The sequence below is a fragment of the Nakamurella aerolata genome (genome assembly GCF_013002705.1).
Taxonomy (GTDB): Bacteria; Actinomycetota; Actinomycetes; order Mycobacteriales; family Nakamurellaceae; genus Nakamurella; species Nakamurella aerolata.
In genome coordinates, this window is sequence record NZ_JABEND010000004.1 from 164,528 (window position 1) to 180,537 (window position 16,010).

General features: G+C 70.6%; 16 protein-coding genes. 13 read left to right on the forward strand and 3 right to left on the reverse strand.

Annotated features, from left to right (window positions below; translation table 11 throughout):
- Positions 1-34: 34 nt before the first annotated feature.
- Positions 35-1,060, reverse strand: a complete 1,026-nt coding sequence (locus HKD39_RS09215; RefSeq protein WP_171199576.1) for a hypothetical protein — start codon at positions 1,058-1,060, stop codon at positions 35-37.
- A 91-nt stretch (positions 1,061-1,151) separates the two neighbouring features.
- Positions 1,152-1,280, reverse strand: coding sequence for a hypothetical protein (locus tag HKD39_RS20050; protein ID WP_281361859.1), 129 nt, complete (start codon positions 1,278-1,280; stop codon positions 1,152-1,154).
- Positions 1,281-1,900: 620 nt separating this feature from the next.
- Between HKD39_RS20050 and HKD39_RS09220 the strand changes: the two genes are divergently transcribed.
- From HKD39_RS09220 to HKD39_RS09250, 7 genes are all read left to right on the forward strand, one after another.
- Positions 1,901-2,458 carry a hypothetical protein gene (locus tag HKD39_RS09220; protein WP_171199577.1) on the forward strand — a complete coding sequence of 186 codons (558 nt, stop codon included), beginning with the start codon at positions 1,901-1,903 and terminating at the stop codon, positions 2,456-2,458.
- Positions 2,459-2,542: 84 nt separating this feature from the next.
- A complete protein-coding gene (locus HKD39_RS09225; RefSeq protein ID WP_171199716.1) occupies positions 2,543-2,911 on the forward strand; it encodes a holo-ACP synthase in 369 nt (122 codons plus the stop codon).
- 4 nt (positions 2,912-2,915) lie between these two features.
- Entirely contained in the window at positions 2,916-4,439 is a 1,524-nt protein-coding gene (locus tag HKD39_RS09230) for an NAD(P)H-hydrate dehydratase (protein WP_171199578.1), read from the forward strand.
- Positions 4,440-4,589: 150 nt separating this feature from the next.
- A complete protein-coding gene (gene alr / locus HKD39_RS09235) occupies positions 4,590-5,777 on the forward strand; it encodes an alanine racemase (RefSeq protein ID WP_343074656.1) in 1,188 nt (395 codons plus the stop codon).
- Positions 5,774-7,030, forward strand: coding sequence for an alpha/beta fold hydrolase (locus HKD39_RS09240; RefSeq protein WP_212754330.1), 1,257 nt, complete (start codon positions 5,774-5,776; stop codon positions 7,028-7,030). The genes alr and HKD39_RS09240 overlap by 4 nt, the downstream gene beginning before the upstream one ends.
- Complete coding sequence (tsaE, locus tag HKD39_RS09245; protein ID WP_343074657.1) at positions 7,027-7,518, forward strand: tRNA (adenosine(37)-N6)-threonylcarbamoyltransferase complex ATPase subunit type 1 TsaE; 492 nt, start codon at positions 7,027-7,029, stop codon at positions 7,516-7,518. The genes HKD39_RS09240 and tsaE overlap by 4 nt, the downstream gene beginning before the upstream one ends.
- 285 nt (positions 7,519-7,803) lie before the next feature.
- The gene (locus HKD39_RS09250; RefSeq protein ID WP_171199581.1) at positions 7,804-8,904 is read left to right on the forward strand and encodes a hypothetical protein; all 1,101 of its coding nucleotides are present in this window, start codon (positions 7,804-7,806) and stop codon (positions 8,902-8,904) included.
- Between the two features lie 27 nt (positions 8,905-8,931).
- Here HKD39_RS09250 and HKD39_RS09255 read toward each other — a convergent pair whose 3' ends face one another.
- Positions 8,932-10,002: a substrate-binding domain-containing protein gene (locus HKD39_RS09255; protein ID WP_171199582.1), complete on the reverse strand. Its 1,071-nt coding sequence runs from the start codon at positions 10,000-10,002 to the stop codon at positions 8,932-8,934.
- 160 nt (positions 10,003-10,162) lie between these two features.
- Here HKD39_RS09255 and tsaB point away from each other — a divergent pair, with 160 nt between their 5' ends.
- From tsaB to groL, 6 genes are all read left to right on the forward strand, one after another.
- Positions 10,163-10,918 carry a tRNA (adenosine(37)-N6)-threonylcarbamoyltransferase complex dimerization subunit type 1 TsaB gene (tsaB, locus tag HKD39_RS09260; protein WP_171199583.1) on the forward strand — a complete coding sequence of 252 codons (756 nt, stop codon included), beginning with the start codon at positions 10,163-10,165 and terminating at the stop codon, positions 10,916-10,918.
- Positions 10,915-11,727 carry a GNAT family N-acetyltransferase gene (locus HKD39_RS09265; RefSeq protein WP_246232319.1) on the forward strand — a complete coding sequence of 271 codons (813 nt, stop codon included), beginning with the start codon at positions 10,915-10,917 and terminating at the stop codon, positions 11,725-11,727. Before tsaB ends, HKD39_RS09265 begins: the two co-directional genes overlap by 4 nt.
- Entirely contained in the window at positions 11,724-12,842 is a 1,119-nt protein-coding gene (gene tsaD, locus HKD39_RS09270) for a tRNA (adenosine(37)-N6)-threonylcarbamoyltransferase complex transferase subunit TsaD (RefSeq protein WP_171199584.1), read from the forward strand. Before HKD39_RS09265 ends, tsaD begins: the two co-directional genes overlap by 4 nt.
- Positions 12,843-12,900: 58 nt before the next feature.
- Positions 12,901-13,320, forward strand: coding sequence for a hypothetical protein (locus HKD39_RS09275; protein WP_171199585.1), 420 nt, complete (start codon positions 12,901-12,903; stop codon positions 13,318-13,320).
- Positions 13,321-13,520: 200 nt separating this feature from the next.
- Positions 13,521-13,820, forward strand: a complete 300-nt coding sequence (groES, locus tag HKD39_RS09280) for a co-chaperone GroES (protein ID WP_171199586.1) — start codon at positions 13,521-13,523, stop codon at positions 13,818-13,820.
- 236 nt (positions 13,821-14,056) lie between these two features.
- The gene (gene groL, locus HKD39_RS09285) at positions 14,057-15,685 is read left to right on the forward strand and encodes a chaperonin GroEL (RefSeq protein WP_171199587.1); all 1,629 of its coding nucleotides are present in this window, start codon (positions 14,057-14,059) and stop codon (positions 15,683-15,685) included.
- Positions 15,686-16,010: the final 325 nt, after the last annotated feature.

The window sequence follows — 16,010 nt, forward strand, 5'->3', positions numbered from 1 at the left end:
GGGCGGTGCCAACGAGCAACATCGACGGGCAGTGTCAACGGGCGACGTCGTACAGCTCGGCGACCACGTCGAGCAGCTGGTGCAGTTGCTCGTCGCGGAACGCGGCTGCGTCGTGAATCTCCAGCAAGATGCGGGCGATGGTCCAGCGCCCGGCCAACTCGGGGTTCTCGCTGGCGCCGTAAGCGGTGAGGAAATGGTCGCGCGCGCGGACGTACAGCTCGTTCTGTTGTTCTCCGGTGGCGGTGGCCGGTTCGCTGCTCAGCAACAGTTGTTGGACGAGGATCTGACCGAGCACCCAGCCGAGGTCGTAAGCCTTGGGGCCGTAGGCGATCTCGTCGCCGAGCAGAACGGCGGGACGCGCGGTTGTCTCCGGCACCACCACCGTGTGCAGGCCGGCCCGGCCGTGCACGATTCGCTCGGCCGGGACGTCGTTGATCCACTCGCCGACCTCGCGCAGCCGAGCCGGTCCCAGCACCTGCACCATGCGGTCGTGCAGCATGGTGGCGCCCCACGGTCCGTCGCCGGTGCGCAGCCAATGGTCCAACCGGCGTAGGGGCCGGGGCGCATCGAGCTGGGCGGCGGCCTCCGGCGCCTCGGCGGTGATCGCGCCGAGGCTGCGCAATGCCTGCCCGAGCGCGGCGGCGGCGCCGAACACCGCGGCCGATTCGCCCGGGTTGGTGTGGTGCAACCGCCGGATGTGCATCTCGACGGTGGCCCGGCCGGGCGCGAAGTGCAGCTGCCACGGTGCCGCCGGGTTCCCGGCGGCCAACGACCAGCGCGCGTCGCTGAGCCGGCGCTGATCGGTCAGCAACGGGGCGAGTGCGGCCGGCACCGTGTTGAGTGGCGACGTCCGCTCCGAGCCGGGCGCGAACATCCACCGGAACCGGCGATTGGCATCGACCCAACTGGGCCGCAGCAACACTTCGTACTCGAGGTAGCCGCTGGCCGCCCTGGCGACCAACAGGTCGTCAGGCTGCTCGGCCAGCGCGTCGTAGGTGGCGAGATCGGGTGCCCAGTTCAACTGGGACACCCAGCGCGAGGCAGAGTGGAGCGCGGTCACGGTCCACCTCCCTCCGCAGAGTGGGCCACATCAGCATTCAACTGGAAGCGAAATGAAGAGCCGGAGACATCGACCCGGCCCCTCCGAAATCTCAGAACCCGACGGTGCAGGCGAAGCAGGCGGCCTTGGCCGGGGGTGCGGCGTTGGCCGAGGTGGCCGGCGCAACGATCAGAGCGGCGGCGAGGGCAGTTCCGGTGAGCGCGGCGAAGAGCTTGCGCATGATGTGACTCCTGGGGCGAGGGGGTGAGAGGGCTGGACGGGTCCGGGCCGGGAAGAACCTCCCCCGGATGAACCCTTTGTCAACTGTGTCCCATCGCTCCTTGATGAATCCCGGATCTGGCAGGAAGTTGCCACCGCGATGCAAATCGACGGACGGTGCGTCACTGTCGTGGTGGGAGATCCATGGTCCCCTCTACGCCGCAGCCCCGGCAATCCCTCGTCGGGTGGGATTGAACGGGTCTCGGCGAAGAGTCGAAGCCCCTGGTCGCGCTTGGCTTGCGCCGGCTGGGGGAATCGAAGACTCGAAGATGCGGCCCCGGCTCAACAAGGCGAGGGCTACCCGCCCGTCGGTGCGGGGTCGGGGCCGCCATCTTTGAAGCACCACAGCCCGGAAGTACCTCAGCGCGGACGTACCGCAACACACTGTGGCCGCTTTCCGCAGTACCGAAGCAGTACCGCGCTGGCTATTGGTAATCGATTGCCAGCCGAAGTACTGGCATCGACCGAAGGCATCGCCGCGAGGTATCGATGCGGGTCTTGCGTCCGCCGGTATCCCGACGCACCGAGTTCACCACCAGACGTTCACCACAGGTCCGCACATCGCACCGGAGGTTCTCCGACATGGTTATGACCGAGCTGGCGCCAAGCGCTCTCGTCGCCACCATCACCGATCTGCGGCGGGAGTGGTTCGACACCCACGTTCCCTGGCACCGCATCTCGTCCGTCGTCGACATCACCGACGACGCCGGTGAGCTCATCGACGACGTCCTCGACGACAACCGCGCGCTGCGCGCCACCGTCATCGACGTCGCCGGCACCGATGCGCACGCGCGGCTGCGGTTGGCGCACCACGGCAGCCAGGTACGGGTGCAGGCCGGCGGATCGTTCCACGACCTTCCCGCCGCGGCCGACTACTACCTGCTGCCGGACGGCGTCGAAGACATTGACCGCACCCGGCTGTGCCGACTGTTCGCCGCGGTGGCGGCCGCCGCGTCCATGCGTAGCCGCGCGCTGTGCTGCCTGCCGTCCGGCGAGGCGGCGCGGCTGATCGAACTGGCCGAGTCGTCCGGGCTGGAGATCACCAGGATGGGCAGCGGTGCCGCAGATCCCGACGCCTTCTCCGCGGCGGTGCTTGTCGAGTTCGGGCTCGCCGCGCCGAAGCTGCTGCCGATCGACTGATCCGCCCGCTGCCCAGGGCCGGATCCGGCCTGACACCATGGCGGCATGCAGTTTCCCGAGGTGCCCGCTGGTTCCGACGGCTCTGTGGTGCTCGGGGTTGGCATCGACGTGGTTGCAGTCGCCCGGTTGGCCGCCGCCATGTCGCGCACCACAGGGTTGCTGAACCGCTTGTTCGTCGACGACGAGTTGCGCACCCCGAGCGGCAACCGGCGCGGGCACAGCTCCCTTGCCGCCAGGTTTGCCGCCAAAGAGGCCGTGGCCAAAGCTCTCGGTGTCCCTCCCGGAATGGACTGGCACCACTGCATCGTCCGGGCCGAGGGATCTGGCCGACCCTATCTGGAGATGGTCGACAGCGTCGCGCAAGCCGCTGCGGCGCAAGGCATCCGGCAGTGGCGGCTGTCGCTGTCGCACGACGCGGGTATCGCTGCCGCTGTGGTGCTGGCCCTAAGCTGATTCGGTGATCAGCGCCTATACCGTCGACCAACTCCGGTCAGCCGAACGTGCGGCGCTGGTGGACGACCGGGATGACGCTGTGATGCGGCGAGCCGCCTATGCAGTGGCGGCGGTGGCGCTGCGGATGCTGCCCCGCCCGGTGCCGGGCCGCCGGGTGGTGTTGCTCGTCGGGCCCGGAAACAACGGTGGGGATGCGCTTTACGCCGGTGCTGTGCTGCGTCGCCGCGGAGCCGATGTGCTGGCCGTGCTGGCCGATCCCGAGCGGGCACATGCCGGTGGTCTCGCGGCGTTCCAACGGCGCGGCGGCAAGCTGATCGACGCCACCGATGCGATGACGGCCGCGGTGAGCGCATTGACCCGTGCCGATCTGATCATCGACGGGCTGCTGGGTCTTGGCGCCCGGCCGCCACTGCGGCCGACGATGGCGCGGCTGGTGCTGGCCGCCAACGCCGCCCCGGCGCCGGTGCTGGCCATCGACCTGCCCAGCGGCATCGACCCGGACGGGCATCGGGCCGCCGAACCGGCATCCGAGGGCAACGGGGCCACCCCCGGCGCCGAACCACAATCCGGACCAGAATCCGAACCGGTTGCCGTCGACGCGGCCAGCACCATCACCTTCGGCGCGCCGAGCACGGGGCTGCTGCTGGCGCCGCAGACCGGCCGGTTGGAGATCGCCGACCTCGGCCTGGCGCCCGACCAGCGGGTGCTGCCCGACGCGATCGCGCTCGACGACATCGACGTCGCGTTCCACCGGCCCCGCCTCGGTCGCGACAGCGACAAATACTCCAGCGGCGTTGTGGGCATCGTCGCCGGCTCGGCCAAGTACCCGGGTGCCGCGCTGCTGTGCGTCGGCGCCGCGGTTTCGCTGCGGCCGGGGCTGGTCCGCTACGCCGGTCCGCAGGCGGCCGCGGTGGTGCAACGCTGGCCCGAGGTCGTCGCCAGCGACGACCCGGTGGACGCCGGCCGGGTGCAAGCCTGGGTCGCCGGGCCCGGCATGGGCACCGACGGCCCCGCACTCCGCCGGCTCAACGTGGTGTTGGGTGCTGACGTGCCGGTGCTGATCGACGCCGACGGGCTGACCATGCTGGCGCACAACCCCGCGCTGCTGGTGCGCCGGGAGCGGCGCTCACACGCGCCGGTGGTGCTCACCCCGCACGCCGGCGAGTTCGCCCGGCTCTGGCCGGAGCTCGACCTCGGCGACCGGCTGACCGCGTGCCGGGCCGCGGCCCGGCAGTCCGACGCGGTGGTGCTGCTCAAGGGCGACCGCACCGTGATCGCCGCCCCCGACGGGCGCGCCGCCGTCAACCTCACCGGCACGCCGTGGCTGGCCAGCGCCGGTACCGGTGACGTGCTGGCCGGCGTCATCGGGTCGCTGCTCGCTGCCGGCAACACCCCGGGCGGCACCCTCGACGCGTTCACCGCGGCCGTCGTCGGCGCCCATATTCACGGCAGGGCGGGGCAGCGCGCCGCCGCGGCCGGCAAGGTGGGCGCACCGGCGTTGTGGGAGTACCTTTCCGCCGCCGGGTGAGGCCGGCAGCCGACCCGCACGAGCGAGCACAACGGTTCCGGTACGCCACAACCGTTTCAGGGTGCTGGACGGTGTGTGCTGTGCGAATTGGTTCGTGCTCGCGGGGGAGGGGTGACCGGTCAAAGATCATTCCCGTGTCACAGTAGGGGCGTGGCTGCTCCCCGACCGGATTCGGTCTCGTTCGCGCGTTGCGTCGCGGACATCGACCTCGGCGCAATCGCCGACAACTTCCGCGAGCTGGCGGCCCGGCTGCACCCCAGCACCAACACCCTCGCCGTGGTCAAGGCCGATGCCTACGGGCACGGCATGGTGCCGGTGGCGCGCACCCTGGCCGCCGCCGGGGCCGACCTGTTCGGAGTGGCGACCCTGGACGAGGGGATCGCGTTACGCGCGGCCGGCATCCGCCAGCCGGTACTGGCCTGGCTTTGGCCGCCGACCGAAGATCCCGGACCGGCACTACGCGCCGGCGTCGACCTGGCCGTCAGCTCGCTGGCGCAGCTGAACGCGGTGCTGGCAGCCGACACCGGCACCGGCACTGGCGCCGGACCTGACGGCGCGCCCCGGGTACACCTCAAGGTGGACACCGGGCTGGGGCGGGGCGGCGCCGGCCCGGCAGACATCGACGCGCTGTTGCAGGCAGCCGCGGCGGCCGAGCGCGCCGGCCGGCTCCGCGTCGAAGGCCTGATGAGTCACCTGGCCAGCGCCGACATTCCCGGTGATCCGTCGGTGGCCGAGCAGGCGAAGGCGTTCATCGATATCAGACAGGCGGCGCATCTGGCCGGCCTGCGACCGGCGCACGTGCACCTGGCCAACACGGCCGCGGCCATCGACCACCCGGATCTGCAGTTCACCACCGTCCGGCTCGGTATCGGCCTGTACGGACTGAACCCCGTCGGCACCGAGCTGCGGCTGCGGCCGGCGATGACGTTGCGGGCCGCGGTGGCGCTGACCAAGCGGGTGCCGGGCGGCCACGGCGTCAGTTACGGCCTCACCTACCGCACCGACGGCCCGTCGACACTGGCGCTGGTGCCACTGGGATACGCCGACGGGATTCCGCGCATTGCTTCCAGTCGCGCGCAGGTGTTGTTGCGGGACAAGCGGTTCCGGATCGCCGGACGCGTCGCGATGGATCAGTTCGTGATCGACTGTGGGGACACCGAGGTGGCGGCCGGCGACCCGGTGACGGTCTTCGGACCAGGTGACAACGGCGAGCCCACCGCCGGCGAATGGGCCAAGCACTGCGAGACCATCGACTACGAGATCGTCACCAGAATCGGCCCGCGGGTGCCGCGCCGGTATCCGGGCGACGGCGGCGCGGAAGCGGTGACGTCGCGGTGAGCACCCTCGGCAAGATCATCGGTACCGCGTCGGTGCTGACCGGGGCCGTCGGCGCCGTTGCGCTGGGCGGCGTGACGGCACAGCGGCGGGCGGTGCGGAGGTACCGGCAGTTGGCCGGCGACCAGGACACCGGCTTCGACTCGCTGGACGCCGACCGCAGCTACACGGTGGCCGCGCCGGACGGCGTCGCACTGCACGTGGAAGAGGTCGGGCCGGTGGACGCCCCGCTGACGGTGGTGTTCGCCCACGGCTGGACGTTGCGGCTGGGGGCCTGGCACTTCCAGCGGATCGCCTTGTCCGGCAACCGTTCTGCCGCCGAGTACGCCGCCCGGCGGGTGGCAGCGACCACCGCCGAACCAGCCGGCGCCGGCGCCGCCGCCGGGGCAGACCCGGAGGAGCTGCCGGGATTACCGGACTCGCAACACGGCGAGCTGCCCGATCGGGAGCTGCCGACGCTGCGGCTGGTGTTCTTCGACCAGCGCTCCCACGGCAAGTCGGGCCGGGCCGGGTCGGGTCGCTCGACCATCGCCGCGCTGGCCGAAGATCTCGACGCGGTGCTGGCCACCGCCGCGCCGACCGGGCGGGTGGTGCTGGTCGGGCACTCCATGGGTGGCATGGCGATCCTGCAGCTGGCCGCCGACCGGCCCGAGCTCTTCGGGTCGCCGGTGGCCGGATTCGCCCTGGTCGACAGCTCGGCGCAGTTCGCCTCGACGTCGTCACGACCGGCGCTGCTCGGCGGAAATCCGTTGGTACGAGCGGTCACTGCAACCGCGGGAAGGTACCCGCGGCTGTTCGAGCGCGGCCGGCCGCTGACCAGGGACGCGGTCTGGCTGCTGACCAGATCGTTCGGCTTCGCCGACCCCAATGTGCCGGCCGCAGTGGTCGACTACGTCGATCAGATGATCTCGTCGGTGCCGGTGGACGTGATCGCGGACTTTCTGCCGGCGGTGCTGGGACATGATGTGCGCGAAGGACTTCCGGTGCTCGCTCCGCTGCCCGGCGTGGTGATAGTCGGCCAGGACGACAGGATGATCCCGCTGACCCAGTCCCAGGCGCTGGTCGACGCCCTGCCGCACACCGATCTGGTGGTGGTACCCGACGCCGGGCACAACGTGATGCTGGAAAGCCCCGATGTCACCACCGACGCGCTGCGCGAGCTGATCCGACGGGTGGCGCGCGCACCGGAGCCGGCCAAGAATCCCGCCGGAAAATCGACCCGGAAGCGATCGGTCAACAAGCGGGCCGGCCGGTGAGCGAACACCTCGACGGCCTCGAGCGCACCGTCACCGTGCGGGTGGCGTCGCCGGAGCAGACGCTGCGGCTGGGACGCGAGATCGGCGCGCTGCTGCGCGCCGGCGACGTTGTTCTGCTCTCCGGAGAGCTCGGCGCCGGGAAAACCACCATCACCAAAGGCATCGCCGATGGCATGGGCATCACCGACACCATCACCTCACCGACGTTCGTGCTGGCGCGAGTGCACAACGGCCCGCGGCTGCCGCTGGTGCACGTCGATGCCTACCGGCTCTCCGGTGCGATGGAACTGGACGACCTCGACCTCGACACCGACCTGGCCAGAGCCGCCGTCGTGGTCGAGTGGGGCGAGGACATCGCCGCCGACCTTGCCACAGACCCGTTGCACCTCAAGCTGTTTCGCGACGACGCCGACGAGAACTCCCGCCGGGTCGAGATTCGCTGGACCGACCCCCGGTGGGCGGTGCTGGCCACCCAGCCGTCCAGCTGATCCGTCGCCCCTACGGTGACCCGGCCGCGGATCAATCATCTCGCGGCGCTCGCCGTTGATCACAGCCGTTTCAGTACGTCACAACCGCTGCAGCAGGCTGGAACGGTTGTGCGGTCCTGGAACGGTTGTGATCGAGCGGACGCTGGTTTGACGGGCGGGGTGCGAGTGCGTCGCTGGGGCAGCCCGCAGCAGGTCTTCGTGGTGCCGGTGTTGCCGGGCGAATCCCCTTGCGGCAGTTGACGACTCGCATGCAACCGGAATGCCGCTGGTATCCGTCGTAGCGTCATGACAGCAACAATGCGCCCTGGCCAACCCTCCGCGGCTCGCAGCGGGCGGCGACGCTCAACGCTGGTAGCCGGGGTGGTGACGTTCGCGATGCTGCTCGCCGGCTGCCAGCAAGCCGTGGACAGCGGCAGTGTCTCGGCGATCAGCAGCGCCCAGGTCGGTAGTGGTCAACCCGGTGGCTCGGAGCGGGACGACTGCGCTGCGCCCACAGCATCGCCGCAAGACGCAACGTCGCCGCAAGACGCAACGTCGCCGCAAGACGCAACGTCGCCGCAGGGCACAGCGTCGCCGCAGGGCACAGCGTTGCAGCAGGACACGGCGTTGCAGCAGGACACCGCGTCGCGGCAGGGCACGGCGTCGCCGCAAGGCCCAGCGCCCAGAGCTCGGAAGCCCGTGCTCCGCATTGCCCTCGCCTCACCCTGGACCACCACGTGGCAGCGGGCGGACTCGCTGATCGTCTACGACGACAACTCGATCGCCCGGTGGAATGCCGAGCGTGCTGACCCACAGCAGTGGGTGGGCCAGCTCGATGCCTGCCAGACCGAACAGCTGCAACAGCAGGCGAATGCCTTGCGCGGCTTGGACTTCGGTGTGCGCAGGGACATCATGGACGCCGCCGGTACCACCGTCAGCTCGACCGGTGCGGTCGGCTGGCCGACGTTGTCGCTGAATGTGTATGCGCTGGCGCCGGACAGCGGCCCGGACGCAGGTCTGACGGCGGTCCAGCTGCAGAATCGGGAGCGGCTGGTCGGCTTCATCGCGCAGCTGGAGCGGGCTGCCGACCAGCAGGCGCCACCGTTGCTGCTGCGGGTGGTTGCCGACCCGAACGGGCCGGGCGGCAGCTCCGCCACCTCCGAATCGGGCACCCGGTTGCGGTGGCCGCTGGCCGAACCGCCGGCCTGGACGGGTCGCATCGGCGACCTGCGCTGTGCGGCGGTCGCCGGGCCGGACGCCGCGGCGGTGCTGACCGCGGTGCCGCAGGAGCAGCTGAGCGACAACGGGTACCCGTCGTCCTTCCGGATCGGTGTGCAGGGCTGGAGCGACCCGGCCGAGATCGGCGTCACCGTGCTGCTGCCCGGCGACACCGCGTGCGAATCGTGAGGGTCGTCCGGCGGGGGCACCGGCCGCTCAACGAGCCGGGGTGGAATCGCGCACGGTGACCTCGCAGCGCACCGGAACATGCCGGGGGGTGGCGTCGCTGGAGTCGTGCCCGGTCTCCAACGCGAGATCCATGGCCAGCACACCGATCTCGTCCAGCGGCAGGCTCACCGTTGTCAGCGCCGGCCGAATGTCGCGGAGCATCGGCACGTCCTCGAAACCGGCCACCGCAACGTCGTCCGGGACCCGGTAGCCGCGCTCGGCGAGCGCCGCCATGGCGCCGATCGCCATCACGTCGTTCACCGCGAACACCGCGTCGAGCACGTCGGGATCGAGGCCCTGGTCGAGCAGTTCGGCCATGCCGACATAACCGCCGTCGCGCGAGTACGGCGCGCTCAGCACATGCTCGTCCGGCAGCGGCACCCCGGCTGCCGCCAGGCCGCGCCGGAATCCGGTCAACCGGTCTTCGCTCGTTGCCAGGTTTTCCGGCCCGGCCAGCACCGCGAAGCGCCGATATCCCAGTGATACCAACAGTCCTGCCATCCGGGCGGCACCGTCGATGTTGTCGATCACCACCGAGTGCACGCCCGGCATGGCCCGGCCGACAGCGGCGACGCGGCCACCGCCGGCGATGAACTCGTCCACCTCTGCGGCCAGCGCCCGCTCGGCCTCGAGATCGGTGAACCGCGACCCGGCGAGCACCGCAACGCTGGCCCGCTGGTGCCGCAGCTGGTTCAGGTGCCGGATTTCCATGGCCGGATCGCCGCCGGTGGCCGCAACGCTGACGATCAGGTCGGCGGCGGCGCTGCGGGCCATCACGCCGGCGGCGACCGCCGCGGCGAACGGATCGGCGATGTCAGGGACCAGCAGCCCGACCGTGCTTGACCGTCCGCGCGACATCGCCTGGGCCGCGGAATTGGGGACGTAGTGCAGCGCCCGCGCTGCCTCGAGCACCCGCGCCGCCAACTCGGCCCGCACCGTGCGTCCCGGCGCGCCGTGCAGAGCCCGCGATGCCGTCGCCGGCGACACCCCGGCCGCCCTGGCCACATCGGCGAGGGTCGGTCCGCCACCGAACGGTGGGCGGGCGCTCGGTCCGGTCACCGCACACCTCCTCGCTGGCCACGGGCAGCTCAACCGTAGGCGATCAACGGGCGCGTGCTGTGCCGGTCGGTCGCGCCGGCTTGCCGGCCGGACCGCCGTGCCGCTCGGCACAACCGGGTGGACGCTGACCGCCCCGCGATTTCCCTAGACTTGACCGATCATGCTGGTACTCGCGCTGGACACCGCAACTCCCGTCGTCACCGCGGCGGTGGTGCGGCTGCTCCGCCCCCACGAGCTGATCGACCCGGCAGGCACCGCCGCGACCTCAGCGCCGCAACCGACAGCGCCGCGACCGACAGCGCCGATCAGCGTGCTCGCCGAAGCCAACGTCGATGACGCGTTCGCGCACGCCGAACGGCTGTTGCCGCTGGCGGAATCGGCGCTGGCGCAGGCGGGTGTCGAGCTGGGGCAGCTGGACGCCATCGTGGTCGGGGTGGGCCCCGGGCCGTTCACCGGTCTGCGGGTGGGAATCGCCACCGCCGCGGCGCTCGGCGATGCGCTCGGCATCTCCGTGTACCCGGTGCCCAGCCACCTCGGCACCGCCCTCGGCGCCGAGGTGGCCGAACCTTTTCTTGTCGTCACCGACGCCAGGCGCCGCGAGGTGTACGTGTCGGCGTTCGCGCCCGGCTCCTGCGGGGCCTTGCGGACGCAGGCCGGGCCGGAGGTGCTGCGTCCCGCCGATCTGGCCGCGTTCTGCGCCACCCTGCCGCAGCAGCCGACGGCCGTCGCCGGGGCCGGGGCGGTGCTGGCCGGGCTCGACCTGCCCGAGCTGCCGGCCGGGTCCGCCGGTCTCGGGCTGGTCCGCGCGGCCGCCCGCGACCTGCTCACCGGCGCGGTCCCGGCACCGCCGGTGCCGCTGTACCTGCGGCGCCCGGACGTCACCGAACCCAGCGCCAGCAAGTCGGTGCTGGCATGACGAACGCCGGCGCGACGAATGCCGGCGTGACGGGCGCTGGCGTGACGGACGCCGGTGCAACGGGCGCCAGTGCGACGGGCACCGGTGTGATCACCGTCGAACCGATGCGCTGGTGGCACCTTGAGCAGGTGGTGGCGATGGAGGCGGAGCTGTTCGCCACCGACTCGCCATGGAGCGCCGAGATGTTCTGGTCGGAATTGGCAGCTGAGCACCACTACGTGGTGGCGACCGTTGCCGCGTCCACCCACGCCGGAACCGCCGCCGGAACCGGCACCCCCGCCAGCACCAACCCGGCCAGCAGTGCCGGCCATCGTGGTGCAGGTGGCGGCAGTGCAGATCACGGCAGTGCGGATCACCGCACCGTTGTCGGTTACGCCGGCCTTGCCGTGCTCGGCAGCGCGCCACACGACGATAGCGCCGAGGTCCGCACCATCGGCGTTGCCGACGCGTTGCGCGGGCGCGGGCTGGGTCGTCGGCTGCTGCGGAACCTGCTCGCCGCAGCCGGGTCGCGCGCGGTGCTGCTCGAGGTCCGCACCGACAACGATGCCGCCATCTCGCTGTACCGCTCGGAGGGATTCGAGTTGCTGCACCGCCGGCGCCGCTACTACCAACCGTCGGGTGCCGACGCCTACACCATGCTCCGGCCAGCTGGTGGTTCTGCTGGTGGTCCCGGAACCCCGGACGCACCGTCATCTCAAGCGGAAACCAAGCACCCGGAAACCAAGCACCCGGAAACCAAGCACCAGGAAACCAAGCATCGAGAAACCAAGCATCGAGAAACCAAGTACAGCAAGGAATCTGCACGATGACAGCGGCAGCAATCCCAACAACCCGCCGCCGGCAACCGGAGCCGCTGCGGCCTGGTGCTGTTGTGCTCGGCATCGAATCGTCGTGTGACGAAACCGGTGTCGGCCTGGTGCGGATGGGGGAGCGGGACCCGGCCACCGGCCAGCCGCGGCTGGAACTGCTCGGGCACCAGTTGGCGTCGTCGTCGGATCAGCATGCCCGCTACGGCGGCGTCGTGCCGGAGATCGCCTCCAGGGCGCATCTGGAAGCTATGCAACCGACGATGGCTGCGGCGTTCGCCAAGGCCGGCATCGATCGCGATCAGGTGGACGCGGTTGCCGTCACCTGCGGCCCCGGCCTGGCCGGCGCGCTGCTGGTCGGGGTGGCCGCCGCCAAGGCCTACGCCGCCGGCTGGGACCTGCCGCTCTACGGGGTGAACCACCTCGCCGGGCACATCGCCGCTGACACCCTTGAGCACGGGCCGCTGCCGGCAAACACCTTGGCACTGCTGGTGTCCGGTGGTCACACCCAGCTGCTGCGGGCCGGTGATCTCGGCACCAACCTCGAGCAGCTCGGCAGTACCGTCGATGACGCGGCCGGGGAGGCGTACGACAAGGTGGCGCGGCTGCTCGGCCTCGGCTACCCGGGCGGTCCGGTGATCGACCAGCAGGCTGCCGCCGGAGACCCTGCCGCCATCGCCTTCCCGCGGGGGCTCACCGGCCCGCGCGACAACCCGTACGACTTCTCCTTCTCCGGGCTCAAAACCGCTGTCGCCCGGTACGTCGAGGGCAAGCGCCGGGCCGGCGAGCCGGTTCCGGTGGCCGACGTCTGTGCTTCGTTCCAGGAGGCGGTGGCCGACGTGCTGACGGCGAAGACCGTTCGCGCCGCCCGCGACATCGGGGCCGACACGGTGGTGATCGCCGGTGGTGTCGCCGCCAACGGGCGGTTGCGCGAGCTGGCCGAGATCCGTTGCGGTGACGCGGGTATCACCCTCCGCGTGCCCCGACCAGGGCTGTGCACCGACAACGGTGCGATGATTGCCGCCATCGGGGCGTTGGCGATCGCGGCCGGCGCCCAGCCCGCCGATCCGGCGCTGACCGGCAACCCCGGGCTGCCGGTGGCGACGGTGCACGTTTGAGGTGAACCTGAGTCGGATTGAAGCTGAGTCGGGGTCGAAGTTGAGTCGAGGAGAGCTGATGGAGCAACAGAACAGCGTCTGGGACATCGACGCGGTCGGGGCCTTCGCCCGGCGGCTGCTGGCCGCGGACCGCAGCCAGGCGGCCGAGCTGATCAACTCGGGGCTGCGCGGCGCCACCGAACCCGGCGACACCGTCGACGCCGGCGAGGCCGGCAACGGGATCGGCGCGGTCGCGGTGATCGCCGCCGACGTCTACCCGCAGGTGCTCGACGGCGCACCCGACACCGACCAGCTGCGCGCCAAGCTGCAGGACATGGACACCGAGCTGACCCCGGCGCGCCGGGTGGCGGGGCAGGCGGTGCTGGCCCGGGTCTCGCTGCCGCAGGGCAACGAGTGGCTGGACGGGCTGGCCGACGAGCAGCGCCAAGCGGCCCTGGCCGCGGTCGACGCGCTGGCCGGGTTAGTCGCCGCCGACTGATCTGGTTGTTGCCGACGCGAGACCTGCGGGCCCGCTGTTGAACGCTGGCACTCTCCTGGGTAGAGTGCCAATCGACGGGGCGATGACGGCCGGCCGGCACCCGCGACGACGGTCGGTTGCTGATCCCCTCGGCTCGGCTGATGCTCCGTGGTGTCAGCTTCTTTCAGCAGTTTCCCGCACGAGAGAACAGGTCAAGCACAGTGGCGAAGGTGAACATCCAGCCGCTCGAGGACAAGATCCTCGTTCAGGCCAACGAGGCCGAGACCACCACCGCATCCGGTCTGGTGATCCCCGATACGGCCAAGGAAAAGCCCCAGGAGGGCACCGTGCTGTCGGTCGGCCCCGGCCGGGTCGACGACAGCGGTAACCGCGTGCCGCTCGATGTCGCCGAGGGCGACGTCGTCATCTACTCCAAGTACGGCGGCACCGAGGTGCGCTACAACGGCGAGGAGTATCTGATCCTGTCGGCACGCGACGTGCTGGCCAAGATCACCAAGTGAGCCGCACTCGGCCCGCGGCGCTGACCTGACCGTCGGCGGCCGCGGCGCCGAGGTGAGCCCGATGCGCGCCCCGCGGCCCGCCACCCGGCGGTGCAGCGGGGCGCGTGTTCGTTGCCTGCTGTCCGTTACCCGCTCGCGCTGGCTGGTCGCAACCTGCCTGCCTGTTCTGAATCATCAGCAACCGAACCATCAGCGAACCGAACCGTCAGCGAATCTTCAGTGAAAGGACTTCCCTTATGGCGAAGCAGATCAGCTTCGACGCCGCCGCCCGCGGCGCGCTGCTGGCCGGCGTCGACAAGCTCACCGACGCCGTCAAGGTCACCCTCGGCCCGCGTGGCCGCAATGTGGTGCTGGACAAGAAGTTTGGCGGACCGACCGTCACCAATGACGGCGTCACCATCGCCCGCGACGTCGACCTTGAGGACCCGCAGGAGAACCTCGGCGCGCAGCTGGTGAAGACCGCCGCCACCAAGACCAACGATGTTGCCGGCGACGGCACCACCACGGCCACCGTGCTGGCCCAGGCGATGATCTCGCAGGGCCTGCGCAACGTCGCGGCCGGCGCCGACCCGATGGCCATGCGCGCCGGGATTCTGGCCGCCGCCGACAAGGTCGGCGAGCTGCTCGCGGCCAAGGCCACTCCGGTGGCCGGCGACCACTCCCGGATCGCCCAGATCGCCACCATCTCGTCCCGCGACGAGCACATCGGTGAGCTGCTCAGCCAGGCCATCGAGCACGTCGGCGGCGACGGTGTCGTCACCGTCGAGGAGTCCAGCGGCACCAACATCGAGCTGGAGTTCACCGATGGCATGCAGTTCGACAAGGGCTTCATCTCGCCGCACTTCATCACCGACCCCGAGGCCGGCGAGGCGGTGCTGGAGAACGCCAAGGTGCTGCTGGTGAGCGGCAAGATCTCGGCGCTCGCCGACCTTCTGCCGATCCTGGAGAAGGTGCTGGAAGACGGCTCGCCGCTGCTGATCATCGCCGAAGACGTTGACGGCGAAGCACTTTCCACCCTCGCGGTGAACGCCATCCGCAAGACCATCAAGGTGGATGCGGTCAAGTCGCCGTACTTCGGCGACCGTCGGAAGGCCTTCATGCAGGACCTTGCCATCGTCACCGGCGCGGAAGTGGTGTCGCCAGAGGTCGGCCTCAAACTGTCCGAGGTCGGCACCGAGGTGCTGGGCAGCGCCCGCCGGGTGGTGTCAACCAAAGACACCACCACCATTGTCGACGGCGGCGGAGACCAGAAGGCCGTCACCGAGCGGGCCGACCAGATCAAGGCGGAGATCGAGAGCACCGACTCCGACTGGGACCGCGAGAAGCTGCAGGAACGGCTGGCCAAGCTGGGCGGCGGCATCGCCGTCATCAAGGTCGGCGCGGCCACCGAGACCGAGGTCAAGGAGCGCAAGCACCGCGTCGAGGACGCCGTCGCCGCGACCAAGGCCGCGGTTGCCGAGGGCATCGTCGCCGGTGGCGGGTCCGCGCTCATCCACACCGCTGCTGAGCTGACCAAGCTGGCCGAGAAGGTGTCCGGCGAGCAGGGGCACGACGCCGCGCTGGGTGTCACCCTTGTGCAGAAGGCATTGTCGGCGCCCTCGTTCTGGATCGCCGCGAACGCCGGGGCCGAGGGCGGTGTTGTGGTCAGCCGGATCGCCGACCTGCCGTCCGGGCAGGGCTACAACGCGGCCACCGGTGAGTTCGGCGACCTGCTCGCTGCCGGTGTCATCGACCCGGTCAAGGTGACCAGATCAGCGGTGTCCAACGCGGCGTCGATCGCCGCGATGGTGCTCACCACCGAGACCACCGTCACCGACATCCCCGAGGAGCCGGAGCCGGCCGCGGCCGGTGGGCACCACCACTGACCGCTGGGCTCGCCAACGTCATAGCTGGTCCACTGCGGCCCCGCCGACCTTACGGTCGACGGGGCCGCAGTGTTGCGCGGGGACAGTGGTGTGCCGGGTGGTGCGGGTCCGGGGCAGTGGGGAGCAGCTGCGGTGCCCATCGGCTGAATGTCCTTTAGCTGCAGGCAGTTTGCCGTATCGGCCGGTACCGGGGTGGTTCGGCAATCCGAGTGCGGCCGCGTCACCGGGTCTTGGATTTGCCGCCGAGTCACGCTGGTTCGGCTCGAGGGGGCCTCACGTGTTCATCAGGAATGCATAAAAGTGCATCAAGAAGGCATCGGTCACC

Coding starts and splice junctions, on each gene's coding strand:
- HKD39_RS20050 (WP_281361859.1), bottom strand. CDS start 1,280: ATGCGCAAGCTCTTCGCCGCGCTCACCGGAACTGCCCTCGCCGCCGCT.
- HKD39_RS09220 (WP_171199577.1), top strand. CDS start 1,901: ATGGTTATGACCGAGCTGGCGCCAAGCGCTCTCGTCGCCACCATCACC.
- HKD39_RS09250 (WP_171199581.1), top strand. CDS start 7,804: ATGACAGCAACAATGCGCCCTGGCCAACCCTCCGCGGCTCGCAGCGGG.
- tsaB (WP_171199583.1), top strand. CDS start 10,163: ATGCTGGTACTCGCGCTGGACACCGCAACTCCCGTCGTCACCGCGGCG.
- HKD39_RS09265 (WP_246232319.1), top strand. CDS start 10,915: ATGACGAACGCCGGCGCGACGAATGCCGGCGTGACGGGCGCTGGCGTG.
- tsaD (WP_171199584.1), top strand. CDS start 11,724: ATGACAGCGGCAGCAATCCCAACAACCCGCCGCCGGCAACCGGAGCCG.
- HKD39_RS09275 (WP_171199585.1), top strand. CDS start 12,901: ATGGAGCAACAGAACAGCGTCTGGGACATCGACGCGGTCGGGGCCTTC.
- groL (WP_171199587.1), top strand. CDS start 14,057: ATGGCGAAGCAGATCAGCTTCGACGCCGCCGCCCGCGGCGCGCTGCTG.